Raw genomic sequence first — 13,910 nt, forward strand, 5'->3', positions numbered from 1 at the left:
CGTTTCAATTCCGTGAGTGTAGAGCAATGCGGGCCGCAGCGTGGTGCGCTTGTGCTTCTTTTTGCCGCAGCGACAGTTCCGCCGGCAGCGCCGTGCGCATCGCCTGGGCGATCAGCGGATGCAGGCCGGCGGCCCGTCCGCTCAGCACGATGGGGCGCGGACCATAGCGGCCCACCAGCGCCAGCGCGATGCGCGCCAGTTCCTGCCCCGCTTGCTCAAGGATGGCGTGCGCCACCGGATCCGCCCCGGCGCTGGCGGCCACGGCCAGCGCCAGGCGGCCGATTGCGCCACGGTCCTGGCCGTAGACGAACTGGCGCGACAAGGCCCAGTCGCTGCCGCCGATCTGTTCGAACACCGCGCGCGCCATCGCCGATTGCTGCCAGGCGCCGGGCTGTTCGTCCTCGCGCCGCCAGATGTGGCGCAGCGCCTCGCGAGCGATCCAGAAGCCGCCGCCGCCGTCGTCCAGCGTCACGCCGCGTCCGCCTGCGCGATGGAAGGCGCCGTCCGCATCGATCCAGGCGGCTATCGAACCGGTGCCGGCGTAGACCAGATAACCTTCGCCGGGGGCGAAACTGTCGAGGTAGGCGATTTCCACGTCATTGCGCAGCGTGACGGCATGCGGTGCGATATGCAGCAGTTCGGCCAGCCATTGCGCCGGCAGCGTGGCCAGGCCGTCGAAGCCGGTCAAGCCAGCGCACACGCCCTGCGGCCTGCCCGCCGCCAGCACTTGCGCGGCCAGCAGCGAGAAGATGCCGCGCACCGCGTCGCGGCCGGCGGCATGGGCCATCTGCGTGGCCGACATGCCGGCCACAGCGCCCTCGGCAACGATGCGTCCGTCCCGGTCGGCCAGAGCCCAGCGGGTTTGCGTGCCGCCTGCGTCGATGCCCAGTCCCAGCTCGTCCATCATCGCTCCTTGATGGTCAGCGCATGACGCTGACGCGTTCGCTTTCATTGCCCAGGCGGTCGACCGCGCTGACCACCACCGCCTGCGCCGAACCGCCTGCCGCATCATCCGGCAACAGCAGCACGGGGCGCGAGGCCGGGGCCAGCGCGAAACGCCACTCCGAACCGTAGCGCGACCAGATCGCGTAATGCGCGACCGGCTTGCCGGCGCCGGCGGACAGCCGCAGCGCCACGCCATTGCCCTCGCGCCGCGCCGACGCGGCAGGTGCCGGCGGCAGATCCGATCCCAGCCACGGACTGGCCGGGGCCAGCGCCGCCGTCTGGTAAGCCTGCGCCTTCAGCTGGTCGGCGATGCCCTTGCGGTTTTCCATCAGCGCCGCGATGCTGAAGTGCAGATGGCCCTGCACGCCCGCACGCGTGCGCGTGACGCCGATCTGCTTGACGATCTCTTCCGGTGCAAACGCCTTGGCGCTGTTGTCGATGCGGCTGGTGTACAGGCCCGGCCACACATGGCGTGCGCGCGTGTTCTGCGCCAGCCAGTAGTCGAGCAGCACGTCGAAGGCTTGCGGCGCCTGCGCCACCGGCCAGTACAGCTGCGGCGCCAGATAGTCGAGCCAGCCGTTGGCCAGCCATAGCTCGGCGTCTGCGTACAGCTTGTCGTACTGGCTGAAGCCGACGATGCCGGGCGGCCGGCGGTCCGGCCGGCCGATGCCGAATGGACTGATGCCGAAGCGCACCCAGCTCTTTTCCTTGTGGATGCCGAGGTAGAGCGCTTCGATCAGCGAGTTGACGTTCTGGCGACGCCAGCCGGCGCGGTCCAGCGTGCCGCCGCCCAGCAGGTAGTGCTGCCACGAGGCCTGGTCCGGGAACTCCAGCTCCTGCTTCTGGCCAACGCCGGCGTCCAGCGCCACGCCTTCCGGGCCGGCCGTGGCGGCCGAGGCGTCGATCGGATAGGGATAGAAATAATCGTCGATGTGGACGCCGTCGATATCGTAGCGGCGCACCACATCCAGCACCACATCCAGCGTGTGCTGCGAGGCGGCGGCTTCGCCCGGGTCCATCCACAGGTAGCGGCCGTAAGGCTTGACCACTTCCGGATGCGTGCTGCCGATATGGCTGCGCGCCAGCGGCGACTTGGCCGTCGCGTGGCGGGCGCGGTAGGGGTTGAACCAGGCATGCAGTTGCAATCCGCGCGCATGCGCCTGTTCGATCCAGAATTGCAGCGGATCCCAGGCCGTGGCCGGTGCACGGCCTTGCTGGCCGGTCAGGAATTCGGACCACGGTTCCAGCTCGGACGGATAGATCGCATCCGCGCTCGGCCGCACTTGCAGCACGATGGCGTTCAGGTTCAGCGCCTGCGCACGGTCGAGGATGGCGAGAGCTTCGGCCTGCTGCTTGGCTATGGTCAGGTTGTTACGGCTGGGCCAATCGATATTCGCCACGGTCGACACCCAGGCGGCGCGAAATTCGCGCGGCGCCGGCGGCGGCTGGTGCATATCGAACGGCGCCGGCGGCGCCATGGGTACGGTGGCGCCAGGGGCCGCTGGACGCGGCGCGGCGCCGGCCTCCGGGGCGGGCGCTGTCGGTGTGCTGGAACAACCATCCAGCAGCACGGCCAGGGCGCCGGCCACGCCGGCGGACAAGGTCAGCCGCTTCTTTGCATTAAAAACCAAAACCATTCCCCGAATCTGTTGAGCACCGTATTGTAATGCGCCGGGCGTTTATTCCTTGCCGAATTGCGGATCGATCCGTACCAGCGCCGTCATGAAGAACGCCGGCAGCGTGGCGACGCAGGCCCAGATGAAGAAATACTGGTATCCCAACTGCTGCTGTATCCAGCCGCTGACCATGCCAGGCACCATCATGCCGAGGGCCATGAAACCTGTGCAGATCGCGTAATGCGCGGTCTTGTGCTCGCCGTCGGCCACCAGCACCATGTACAGCATGAAAGCCGAGAAGCCGAAACCATAGCCGAACTGTTCGACCGCCAGGCAGGCGGAGATCAACACGTTGCTGGTCGGCAGGGCGGTGGCCAGGTAGACGAACACCAGGTCCGGCACGTGCATGATGAACACCATCGGCAGCAGGCTGCGCTTGAGGCCGAAGCGGGCAATCACCACGCCGCCGGCCAATCCGCCCAGCACCAGCGCGCACACGCCGACGGTGCCGTAGACCACGCCGAAGGTTTCCGTGCTCAGCCCGAGGCCGCCCTGCGAACGCGGATCGAGCAGGAAGGGCGCGGCCATCTTCAGCAGCTGTGCCTCGCCCAGGCGGTACAGCAGCAGGAAGCCGATGGTGGCCTTGATGCCGGGCTTCTGGAAGAAGCTGCGGAAGGTGTGGATAAAATCCTTCCACAGCGCACCGCCGCCGGTATGGCTGCGGTCGGTATCGGGGCGGGGCAGGATCAGCTGGTGATACGCGCTCAGCGCCAGCATCAGCGCCGCCATCGCGCCGAACACCATGGACCAGGCCCAGGCGGGATCGCCGCTGCTGACGGTCAGGTGGCCGGCGAGGTAGACCAGGCCGCCTTGTCCCGAGATCATCGCCAATTTGTAGAAAGCGCTGCGCACGCCGACGAAGGCGGCTTGCTGGTGCTGGGTCGGCAGGCCAAGCATGTAATAGCCGTCGGACGCGATATCGTGGGTGGCCGAGCTGAACGCCATCAGCCACAGCGCGGCCAGGCTCATGCGGAAGAACTCCGGCAGGTGCAGGGTCAGCGCCACACTGGCCAGCGCCGTGCCGGTCAACAGCTGCAGCAGCACGATCCAGCGCCGCTTGGTGCCGAGCAGCTCCACGATGGGCGACCACAGCGGCTTGATGACCCACGGCAGGTACAGCCACGCGGTGTAAAACGCCAGATCGGTATTGGACACGCCGAGCTTCTTGTACATCACGGACGACAGCATCATCACCGCGACGTAAGGTACAGCCTGACTGAATGAAATACTGGGCACCCAGAACCAGGGGCTACGTTGTTGCGCTCGATCCATACATCCTTCGATTTTGTTCGGCAAAATTCGGACTACAATTCAGACAGCCATCGGAGATCGAGACATGTCCACACCAGCCGATACTCAGAGCAAGCCAGAAACGCTCACCATACGCATGGGTTCGGAAGAACGCAACCTCATCGAGCGCGCCGCCCGGCTCTCTGGCAAAAGTCGCGACGATTTTATCCTCAACGTCCTGCGGCGAGCCTCCGAAGATGCTTTGCTGGACCAAATCAACATCGTCGCCAGCCCCGAAGCCTACGCCGAATTCCTGGCTCGGCTGGAATCACCTCCGGCACCCAACGCCCGCCTGCTCAAGACCATGCAAACCAAGGCGCCTTGGGATAAAAAGTGATCCTCCGGCTGCCAGAGCCGCTGACCAGCCAGCATGCCATCAACCGCTTCTCCTGCGGAGTCGCCAGCCTGGATGTTTGGCTTAAACGTCGCGCCATGCCAAACCAGGCCAGCGGAGCCTCGCGCACGGATCCCATTCCCGTGGTATTGCTTGGCCGCCTTGCCATCGACCGGCGCCTTCAGGGCAAAAAGCTGGGGCGCGCACTGGTTCGATTTAACCGCGACGCTTATAGTTGACTAAAGCAGCTTGCGGTACACGATGAAGCCGGACTTGTCGGCGACTTTGTCGTACAGCTGCATGGCGGTGTGGTTGGTTTCGTGGGTTTGCCAGTAGACTTTCGGACTACCGGCGGCGCGGGCTTGGGCATACACGGCCTCGATCAGCTTGCGCGCCACGCCCCGGCCTCTGACGGCCTCGGCGGTGAACAAGTCCTGCATGTAGCAGCTCAGGCCTATCTGCGTCGTGCCGCGATGGTAGAGGTAGTGGGCCAGGCCGACCAACTGCCCCTCATGCACGGCCACCAGCCCATGCACCGGCTCAGCTTCATCGAAAAAGCGCGACCATGTGGTTCGGGTGATTTCTTCCGGCAGTGCGGTGTCGCCATGGCGGCCGTAGAATTGGTTGTAGCCCAGCCATAACACATGCCAGGCGTCGTAATCCTCAGGCGCTAGCGCTCGTATCTCGATCATGGTTTCAGCGTTGCGCGCACATTGCCATCGGACTCATCCAGCAGGCTTTGCGCGTCTTCGATGGAGGTGTTGTTCAGCAGCGCGACGATGGCGACTTTGACCTGGAAATGGCAGCGCTCCAGCACGCCGCGCGCGATGGCGGCGTCGACGCCGGTGGCGTGCATGGTCAGCCGCACCGCCCGCTCGACCAGCTTGGCGTTGGTCGCGTGCAGGTCCACCATCAGATTGCCGTAGACTTTGTTCAACCTCACCATCAACGCGCTCGACAAGGTGTTCAGCACGATCTTCTGCGCCGTGCCCGCCTTGAGCCGCGTGCTGCCCGAGATCACTTCCGCCCCGGTATCGATGGTGATGCCGATATCGGCGTCGCCCGTCAGCGGCGTGCCGACATTGTTGGCGATGCCCACTGTCAAAGCGCCCACCGTGCGCGCCGCCTGCAACGCACCCAGCACATAGGGCGTGGTGCCCGACGCCGCCACCAGCAGCACCACATCGTTGTAGACCGGATAAAGCAGCCGCAAGTCGGAAGCGCCCTTGGAACGATCATCCTCCGCCCCCTCCACCGCCTCGAACATGGCGCCGAGGCCGCCGGCCAGCAGCGCAATGGCGCGCTCATGCGGCCAGGAGAAAGTGGGGAACAGCTCCACGCTGTCGAGTATGCCCAGCCGCCCGGAAGTACCGGCGCCGACATAGATCAGCCGCCCACCGGCGGCGATGCGCGGCGCCATCGCCCGCACGGCCGCGACGATGCTCGATTCGGCGGCCTGCACCGCCTGCACGGCCTGCGCCTGGTCGTCGACCAGCGCCGCCACCAATGCCTCAACCGAATATTGATCCAGCTGCGCGTGCTGCGTACTCGGCGTTTCGGTTTTTAGCATGGGTAGTCTTGTTACGTTGCGCGACGCATCTCCGCGACGAAATCATAGTGATCGCTGTGGCAATACGAATGGGTCAGCTCCATCGCCTCGCCCGATTCCAGATAAGCAATCCGGGTAATGTACAGCACCGCCTGCCCTTCCGGCACCCCCAGCTGCTTGGCCAGCTCGGCCGATGCATTCATCGCGCGGATGTGCTGCAAGGCGCGCGCCGGCGCCTGGCCTATGCTTTCCAGATACTGGTACAGCGAGGCGCCGACCGCGTTCGGGTCGTTGAGCACGGTCTGCGGCAGCACCGACACCTCATACGCCATCACCACGTCGTCGGCCAGGCGCAAACGCTCCAGCCGCGCCACCTTGGAATACGGCGACAGGCCCAGGCTCAGCTGTTCTTCCGGCGTCGGCGTCACCACCGCGCGCTTGAGCCAGCGCGAACCGGGGATGTGGCCGCGCTGCTGCAATTGCTCGGAAAAACTGGTCAGGTTGGACAGCGGCTGCTCGATGCGCGGCGCAATATAATTGCCCGATCCGCGACGGCGCACCACCAATCCCTGGTCCACCAGCTGGTCGATTGCCTTGCGCGCAGTCACCCGCGAGACGTTCAACAGCTCCGACAGGGTGCGCTCGGACGGCAGCGCCTGATCCACCTGGTAGCGGCCGTTATGCACATCATCGCTCAATTTACGGGCAATTTGCATGTACAGCGGCGTACTGTCGTTGGCATCCGCCTTGAATTCAAAACTGGTCTGGCTCATTCAAATCTCCTCACGCCTCTAGTGTAATAGCGTTACACGAAACATGTACGCATCGGGACGCTGAAAGTCACAATATTTATACCCATAGCATAACGGCAAGCCCGGCGGAATGCGGCTATTTGGCGGATAATGCTGGATTGTTACATCAGCCCGACCGTCTCCACATGTCCAAGAAGTCCACCGCCACCGCGGCCTGCCCCTGCGGCGGCCCCTCTCTCGCAAGCTGCTGCGGCCCGTATATCGACGGCCTCGCCATCGCGCCCAGCGCGGAAGCGTTGATGCGTTCGCGCTATACCGCCTATGTCCAGCGCAACGAGCCCTACCTGATGGCAACCTGGCACGCCAGCACCCGTCCGGCCGAGCCGATTATGAGCAAAGAAGAAAAATTGCAGTGGCTGGGACTTGAGGTAAAATCTGCTTTACGTTTACGTCAACGTAAAGCAGAAGATGCCGACCTGACCAAGGATACGGTAGAGTTTGTCGCCCGATTCAAGACCAATGGCCGGGCGCAGCGTCTGCACGAGATCAGTAATTTTGTGCGCGAACCGGCCGAAGGCGGGCTGCGCTGGTTTTACGTTGACGGTAGTTTTCCAGAATAAATCACTATGACGCGTTTTTGAGACCACGCGCACAAAGGAAAAGCAATGCCGCAGATCGAAAGCAAACTCAATCCCCGCAGCGAGGATTTCAAAGCCAACGCAGCCGCCATGCAGGCCGTCGTCGATGACTTGCGCGACAAGGTCGCCAGGATCGCCCTCGGCGGCGGCGAAGCGGCATCGGCCAAGCACGTCGCCCGCGGCAAACTGCTGCCGCGCGACCGCGTGCAGATGCTGCTCGATCCCGGCACGCCCTTCCTCGAACTGTCGCAGATGGCGGCCTACGGCATGTACCAGGACGCCAACGGCGTCGACGCCGCACCGGCCGCCGGCATCATCACCGGCATCGGCCGCGTGGCCGGCCAGGAATGCGTGATCGTCTGTAACGACGCCACCGTCAAGGGCGGCACCTACTACCCGATCACCGTCAAGAAGCACCTGCGCGCACAGGAAATCGCCGACCAGAACAACCTGCCGTGCATCTACCTGGTCGACTCGGGCGGCGCCAACCTGCCCAACCAGGACGACGTCTTCCCGGACCGCGACCACTTCGGCCGCATCTTCTACAACCAGGCCAACCTGTCGGCCAAGGGCATCCCGCAGATCGCCGTGGTGATGGGCTCTTGCACCGCCGGCGGCGCGTATGTGCCGGCGATGAGCGACGAATCGATCATCGTCAAGGAACAGGGCACCATCTTCCTCGGCGGCCCGCCGCTGGTGAAAGCCGCCACCGGCGAAGTCGTCACCGCTGAAGACCTGGGCGGCGGCGATGTCCACACCCGTTTGTCCGGCGTGGCCGACCACCTGGCGCAGAACGATCTGCACGCGCTGTCGCTGGCGCGCACCATCGTCTCCAATCTGAACCGCACCAAGCCCCAGCAGGGCGCGTTGCGCGAGGCGTCGGAACCGAAGTACGCCACCGAAGAACTGTACGGCGTGATCCCGGTCGACACCCGCAAGCCCTTCGATGTGCGCGAAGTGATCGCCCGCATCGTCGACGGCAGCGAGTTCGATGAATTCAAGGCGCGCTACGGCACCACGCTGATCTGCGGCTTCGCCCACATCTTCGGCATGAAGGTCGGCATCATCGCCAACAACGGCATCCTGTTCTCCGAATCCGCGCTGAAGGGCGCGCACTTCATCGAGCTGTGCGCGCAGCGCAAGATCCCGCTGGTGTTCCTGCAAAATATCACCGGCTTCATGGTCGGCCGCAAATACGAAAACGAAGGCATCGCCCGCAACGGCGCCAAGATGGTGACGGCTGTCGCCACCGCCGCCGTGCCGAAATTCACCGTCATCATCGGCGGCAGCTTCGGCGCCGGCAACTACGGCATGTGCGGCCGCGCGTTCTCGCCGCGCTTCATGTGGATGTGGCCTAACGCCCGCATCTCGGTCATGGGCGGCGACCAGGCCGCGTCGGTGCTGGCCACCGTCAAGCGCGACGGCATCGAAGGCAAGGGCGGCTCGTGGACGGCGGAAGAAGAAGCCGCGTTCAAGCAGCCGATCAAGGATCAATACGAGCACCAGGGCCACCCGTACTACGCCACCGCGCGCCTGTGGGACGACGGCGTCATCGACCCGGCCGACACCCGCATGGTGCTGGGCCTGGGCCTGTCCGCCGCGCTGAACGCGGAAATCCCGGACACCAAGTTCGGCGTCTTCAGGATGTAAGCAGAAGATGACCGTGCAGACCCGATACCGACAAGGACTGGCCGCGCTGCTGCTCGCAGCGGCATGCGCTGCAGCGCACGCCGGTCCTTTGCCGGTGGTCGATGCGGGCATGGGCGAGCAGGTGATCGCGATACCGGCCAGGATAGCCGGCGCCGACATCACGCTGCAAACCACCATTTACAAGCCGCCGGGCGACGGTCCGTTCCCGGTGCTGTTCATGAACCACGGGAAGGACGGCGGCGAAGCCCATCAGCAGCCGCGCGCGCGCTACCTGGTCATCAGCCGCGAGTTCGTCAAGCGCGGCTATGCGGTGGTGATCCCGATGCGCAAGGGCTTCGCCGATTCCGGCGGCACCTACGTCAACTCGCACTGCCAGGCCAGGGAAAACGGCGAGGACCAGGCCTCGTCGCTGTATTTCGCCATGGCTTACGTCATGAAGCAGCCGTGGGCGGACCAGCAGCACGTCATCATCGCCGGCCAGTCGCACGGCGGCCTGACGGCCATCGCCGCCGGCAGCCATAACATCAGCGGCGTGCAGGGCGTCATCAATTTCGCCGGTGGCGTCAACAGCCGCTCGCACTGCGACTGGCAAGCCGCCTTGGTCGATGCCTTCAAAGCCTACGGCGCGGTCAGCACCACGCCCAGCATCTGGTTCTACGGCGCCAACGACAAGCACTTCGGCCCCAAGCTGGCGGCCGAAATGTACGCGGCCTACACCGGTGCAGGCGGCAAGGCGCAGCTGGTGGCCTACGGACCGTTCAAGCGCGACGCCCACGGCATGAGCTCCAGCGCGGACGGCGTCGCCATCTGGCTGCCCGAGACCATGCGCTTCCTGCAAGGCGTGGGCATGCCGACCGAAATCAAATACACCATCAAGGACAAGAGATGAGCTTTACCACGCTGACCATCAGCCGCGAAGGCAAGGTCGCCACCGTCACGCTGAACCGCCCGGACGTTCGCAATGCCTTCAACGAAGAGACCATCGCCGAGATCACGCGGGCCTTCGGCGAGCTGGGTACCGAAGAAGACTTGCGCGCCATCGTACTGGCCGCGAACGGCCCGGCCTTCTGCGCCGGCGCCGACTTGAACTGGATGAAAAAAATGGCGGGCTACACGCACGCCGAAAACCATGCCGACGCTCTGCAACTGGCGGAGATGCTGCGCACGATCTACCTGTGTCCCAAGCCCGTGGTGGCCAAGGTGCAGGGCGATTGCTACGCCGGCGGCATGGGTCTGGTGGCCGCATGCGACATCATCGTCGCGGTCGACCAGGCCAATTTCTGCCTGAGCGAAGTGAAGCTGGGATTGATCCCGGCGACCATTTCGCCGTATGTCATCAAGGCCATGGGCGAGAACGCGTCGCGCCGCTACTTCCTCACCGCCGAGCGATTCGGTGCGCAGGAAGCGCTGCGCATCGGCTTCGCGCACGAAGTGGTGGCCGCCGACGCGCTCGACGCCAAGGTGGCGGAGATCGTCAAGGCGCTGGTCAACAACAGCCCGAACGCCGTGAAGCAAGCCAAGACGCTGGTGCGCGACGTGGTCGGGCAAACCGTCAACGATGCGCTGCTGGCCGACACCGCCGAGCGCATCGCCCATATCCGCGCCTCGGAACAGGGCCGCGAAGGCGTGGCCTCGTTCCTGGAGAAGCGCAAGCCGTCATGGCTGGTTTAGTTACCCCGTCATCCTCGCGCACGCGGGGATCCATGCTGAGCGTCTTATGTGCCGCCGTATGGATTCCCGCCTGCGCGGGAATGACGGCGAGATTGGAGTAGTTTTGGAATTGAATAAACAAAGCGACTGGGTCGCACGCAGCCTGCGCAGCGTATGGCATCCGTGCACCCAGATGCAGCACCACGAAACCGTGCCCCTGATTCCGGTCAAGAGCGGCAAGGGCGCGTGGCTGTACGACCATGAAGGCCGCCGCTACCTGGACGCGATCAGCTCCTGGTGGGTGAACCTGTTCGGCCACGCCAACCCGCGCATCAACGCCGCACTGAAGGACCAGCTGGACACGCTGGAACACGCCATGCTCGCCGGCTTCACACACGAACCGGTGATCGAGCTGTCGGAAAAACTGTCGGCGCTGACGGGCCATGTGCTCGGCCACAGCTTCTACGCCAGCGACGGCGCATCGGCGGTGGAAATCGCCCTGAAAATGAGCTTCCACTCCTGGCGCAACAACGGCAAGAGCGGCAAGCAGGAATTCGTCTGCCTCAAAGGCAGCTACCACGGCGAAACCATCGGCGCACTGGCCGTCACCGACGTCGCCCTGTTCAAGGACGCCTACGGCCCGCTGCTGCGCGCCTCGCAAACAGTGATGTCGCCGGACGCCCGCAACGCCACTGAAGGCGAAACCGCCGAAGACATGGCCCGCAAAGCCGCCGCCGATGTCGAACGCCTGTTCATCGAACGCGCCGACAAGATCGCCGCCATCATCATCGAGCCGCTGGTGCAATGCGCCACCGGCATGGCGATGCACGACCCGCTGTACCTGAAGCTGGTGCGCGAACTGTGCGACCGCCACTCGGTCCATCTGATCCTCGACGAAATCGCCGTCGGCTGCGGCCGCACCGGCACCTTCTTCGCCTGCGAGCAGGCCGGCGTGTGGCCGGACTTCCTGTGCCTGTCCAAGGGCATCAGCGGCGGCTACCTGCCGCTGTCGCTGGTGATGACGCGCAACGAGATCTATGAAGCCTTCTACAGCAGCGACGTCACACGCGGCTTCCTGCACTCGCACTCGTACACCGGCAACCCGCTGGCCTGCCGCGCCGCACTGGCGACGCTGCAGATCTTCGAAGAAGACAATGTACTCGCCGCCAACCGCATCAAGGCCGCACGCCTGACCGCAGCGCTGCAACCGCTGGCGCAGCACAAGCAGGTACGCAACTTCCGCCAGCGCGGCATGATCTGGGCCTTCGACGCCATCAACACCACGCCGGACTTCTCGCGCCGCTTCTTCGCCACGGCCGTGGAACATGAACTGCTGATGCGTCCCATCGGCTCCACTGTCTACATGATGCCGCCGTATATCCTCAACGACGAGGAAATCGACGGCCTCGCCGCCAACACGTTGGCCGTGTTCGACAAAGTGATGGCGGGCTGACCATGGACATGCTCAATCGCCTCAGCCGGCAACTGCAAACGCTGGAAGACCAGGACCTGATCCGCACCCGCCGCACCGTCGACACGCCCTGCGGCCCACGCGTATCAGTGGACGGCCGCGAACTGCTGGCCTTCTGCACCAACGACTACCTCGGCCTGGCCAACCACCGCAAGATCAAGCTCGCACTGCAGGAAGGCGCGGCGATGTACGGCGTCGGCAGCGGCGCCTCGCACCTGATCAGCGGCCATGGCCGCGCCCACGCCATGCTGGAAGAGCGGCTGGTGGAATTCGTCGGCGCGCATCTGGTGTCGCCGCGCGCGCTCACCTTCTGCACCGGCTACATGGCCAACCTCGCCATCGTCACCGGCCTGACCGCCGGCGACCGCGATGCCGACATCTTCTCCGAATCGCTGAACCACGCCTCGCTGATCGACGGCGCCCGCCTGTCGCGCGCCAACGTCCAGGTCTACCCGCACGCCGACCTGGAAGCGCTGGCGCAGATGCTGGCCGCGTCCAACGCCGCTACCAAGCTGGTAGTGACGGACAGCGTCTTCAGCATGGACGGCGACCTGGCGCCGCTGCCGCAGCTGCTGGCCTTGTGCGAACAGCACGACGCCTGGCTGGTGGTGGACGACGCCCACGGTTTCGGCACGCTGGGCGAGAACGGCCACGGCGCGCTGGAGCACTTCAACCTGCGTTCGCCCAACCTGGTCTATATGGGCACGCTGGGCAAGGCGGCCGGCGTCAGCGGCGCTTTCGTCGCCGCGCACGAGACGGTGATCGAAACGCTGATCCAGAAAGCACGTCCCTACATCTTCACCACCGCCACGCCGCCGGCGTTGGCGCACGCGCTGCTGACCAGCCTTGAACTGCTGGAAGGCGAAGAAGGCCGCGCGCGACGCGCACAGCTGCAGGCTTTGGTGGCACAATTGGACGATGGCCTGCGCCTGAAGCGCTGGCAGCGCCTGCCCTCGATGACTGCGATCCAGCCCATCCTGATCGGCGATAATGCCGAAACCATGCGCGCCGGCGCGGCCTTGTACGAACAGGGCCTGTGGGTCGGCACCATCCGTCCGCCGACCGTGGCGCCGGGCACCTCGCGCCTGCGCGTGACGCTGTCGGCAGGGCATAGCAGCATGGAAGTCGCAAAGCTGATAGCTGCGATCAATGCATTGGAAAGGACTTGATATGAGTCTCGATGATCCCGTCATCACCGTAGCCGCACCGCAGACGCAGGTGCAGCCCGCGCCCGCCGCCACCGGCATCCCGCCGCGTTTCAGCTGCTTCGTCACCGGTACCGACACCGAGATCGGCAAGACGCTGATCTCATCGGCGATGCTGTACGCGCTGGTGCAGGCCGGCGTGCGCGCCTGCGGCATGAAGCCGGTGGCCGCCGGCGCCGAACTGCGCGACGGCGCATGGCACAACGACGACTGCGACCAGCTGGCCGCCGCCGGCAATGTCCACCTGCTGCAATCGATCACCACGCCGTTCCTGCTGAAGGAACCGGCCGCGCCGCACATCGCCGCCGCGCTGGAAGGCATCACCATTTCGCCGGTGCCTATTCTGGCGGCCTACGTCGAAATCAACGCCGCCTCCGACGCCACCGTGGTGGAAGGCGTGGGCGGCTTCCGCGTGCCGCTGAACGACGATTTCGACACCGCCGACCTGGCCGAACAACTCGACCTGCCGGTGGTGCTGGTGGTCGGCCTGCGGCTGGGCTGCATCAGCCACGCGCTGCTGACGGTGGAAGCAATCGAAGCGCGCGGCCTGCGTCTGGCCGGCTGGGTCGCCAACGAAACGCAGGCCGACATGGCCTTCGCCGACGAAAACGTCGCCGCGCTGGAACAGCGTATCAGCGCACCACTGCTGGGCCGCGTGCCGCGCCTGGCCGAACCCGGCGCACGCGCCGCCGCCGAATATATCGACTTTACGCAGCTGCCCAACTGGCCAGCTCAGAACAAACTTTGAAC

Annotated in this window: 15 protein-coding genes; 9 read left to right on the forward strand and 6 right to left on the reverse strand. The window is 65.1% G+C overall.

The window, feature by feature from the left end; all coding sequences use genetic code 11:
* Positions 1-4 precede the first annotated feature (4 nt).
* The 3 genes from GEV02_RS08710 to GEV02_RS08720 are packed head-to-tail and all read right to left on the reverse strand — an operon-like array spanning position 5 to position 3,812.
* The gene (locus GEV02_RS08710) at positions 5-904 is read right to left on the reverse strand and encodes an N-acetylglucosamine kinase (RefSeq protein ID WP_152837656.1); all 900 of its coding nucleotides are present in this window, start codon (positions 902-904) and stop codon (positions 5-7) included.
* Positions 905-920: 16 nt separating this feature from the next.
* Positions 921-2,582 carry a glycoside hydrolase family 10 protein gene (locus tag GEV02_RS08715; RefSeq protein WP_152837657.1) on the reverse strand — a complete coding sequence of 554 codons (1,662 nt, stop codon included), beginning with the start codon at positions 2,580-2,582 and terminating at the stop codon, positions 921-923.
* Positions 2,583-2,624: 42 nt separating this feature from the next.
* Positions 2,625-3,812, reverse strand: coding sequence for an MFS transporter (locus GEV02_RS08720; RefSeq protein ID WP_235922716.1), 1,188 nt, complete (start codon positions 3,810-3,812; stop codon positions 2,625-2,627).
* Positions 3,813-3,957: 145 nt separating this feature from the next.
* Between GEV02_RS08720 and GEV02_RS08725 the strand changes: the two genes are divergently transcribed.
* Positions 3,958-4,248: a type II toxin-antitoxin system TacA family antitoxin gene (locus GEV02_RS08725; protein ID WP_152837659.1), complete on the forward strand. Its 291-nt coding sequence runs from the start codon at positions 3,958-3,960 to the stop codon at positions 4,246-4,248.
* Positions 4,245-4,484: a hypothetical protein gene (locus tag GEV02_RS08730; protein ID WP_152837660.1), complete on the forward strand. Its 240-nt coding sequence runs from the start codon at positions 4,245-4,247 to the stop codon at positions 4,482-4,484. Before GEV02_RS08725 ends, GEV02_RS08730 begins: the two co-directional genes overlap by 4 nt.
* Here GEV02_RS08730 and GEV02_RS08735 read toward each other — a convergent pair whose 3' ends face one another.
* The 3 genes from GEV02_RS08735 to GEV02_RS08745 are packed head-to-tail and all read right to left on the reverse strand — an operon-like array spanning position 4,485 to position 6,567.
* Entirely contained in the window at positions 4,485-4,937 is a 453-nt protein-coding gene (locus tag GEV02_RS08735; protein ID WP_152837661.1) for a GNAT family N-acetyltransferase, read from the reverse strand.
* Positions 4,934-5,815, reverse strand: coding sequence for an N-acetylmuramic acid 6-phosphate etherase (locus GEV02_RS08740; protein ID WP_152837662.1), 882 nt, complete (start codon positions 5,813-5,815; stop codon positions 4,934-4,936). Before GEV02_RS08740 ends, GEV02_RS08735 begins: the two co-directional genes overlap by 4 nt.
* 11 nt (positions 5,816-5,826) lie before the next feature.
* The gene (locus GEV02_RS08745) at positions 5,827-6,567 is read right to left on the reverse strand and encodes a GntR family transcriptional regulator (RefSeq protein ID WP_008443158.1); all 741 of its coding nucleotides are present in this window, start codon (positions 6,565-6,567) and stop codon (positions 5,827-5,829) included.
* Between the two features lie 164 nt (positions 6,568-6,731).
* Here GEV02_RS08745 and GEV02_RS08750 point away from each other — a divergent pair, with 164 nt between their 5' ends.
* From GEV02_RS08750 to bioD, 7 genes are all read left to right on the forward strand, one after another.
* Positions 6,732-7,166, forward strand: a complete 435-nt coding sequence (locus GEV02_RS08750; protein ID WP_152837663.1) for a YchJ family protein — start codon at positions 6,732-6,734, stop codon at positions 7,164-7,166.
* A 45-nt stretch (positions 7,167-7,211) separates the two neighbouring features.
* Positions 7,212-8,834: a carboxyl transferase domain-containing protein gene (locus tag GEV02_RS08755; RefSeq protein ID WP_152837664.1), complete on the forward strand. Its 1,623-nt coding sequence runs from the start codon at positions 7,212-7,214 to the stop codon at positions 8,832-8,834.
* Between the two features lie 7 nt (positions 8,835-8,841).
* Complete coding sequence (locus GEV02_RS08760) at positions 8,842-9,723, forward strand: dienelactone hydrolase family protein (RefSeq protein ID WP_152837665.1); 882 nt, start codon at positions 8,842-8,844, stop codon at positions 9,721-9,723.
* Entirely contained in the window at positions 9,720-10,505 is a 786-nt protein-coding gene (locus tag GEV02_RS08765; RefSeq protein ID WP_152808336.1) for an enoyl-CoA hydratase/isomerase family protein, read from the forward strand. The genes GEV02_RS08760 and GEV02_RS08765 overlap by 4 nt, the downstream gene beginning before the upstream one ends.
* A gap of 103 nt (positions 10,506-10,608) precedes the next feature.
* The gene (gene bioA / locus GEV02_RS08770) at positions 10,609-11,937 is read left to right on the forward strand and encodes an adenosylmethionine--8-amino-7-oxononanoate transaminase (protein WP_152837666.1); all 1,329 of its coding nucleotides are present in this window, start codon (positions 10,609-10,611) and stop codon (positions 11,935-11,937) included.
* A gap of 2 nt (positions 11,938-11,939) precedes the next feature.
* Entirely contained in the window at positions 11,940-13,124 is a 1,185-nt protein-coding gene (gene bioF / locus GEV02_RS08775) for an 8-amino-7-oxononanoate synthase (RefSeq protein ID WP_152837667.1), read from the forward strand.
* 1 nt (position 13,125) lies between these two features.
* The gene (gene bioD / locus GEV02_RS08780; protein WP_152808084.1) at positions 13,126-13,908 is read left to right on the forward strand and encodes a dethiobiotin synthase; all 783 of its coding nucleotides are present in this window, start codon (positions 13,126-13,128) and stop codon (positions 13,906-13,908) included.
* Positions 13,909-13,910 lie beyond the last annotated feature (2 nt).

The sequence above is a fragment of the Rugamonas aquatica genome, assembly GCF_009380215.1.
GTDB lineage: Bacteria > Pseudomonadota > Gammaproteobacteria > Burkholderiales > Burkholderiaceae_D > Rugamonas > Rugamonas aquatica_B.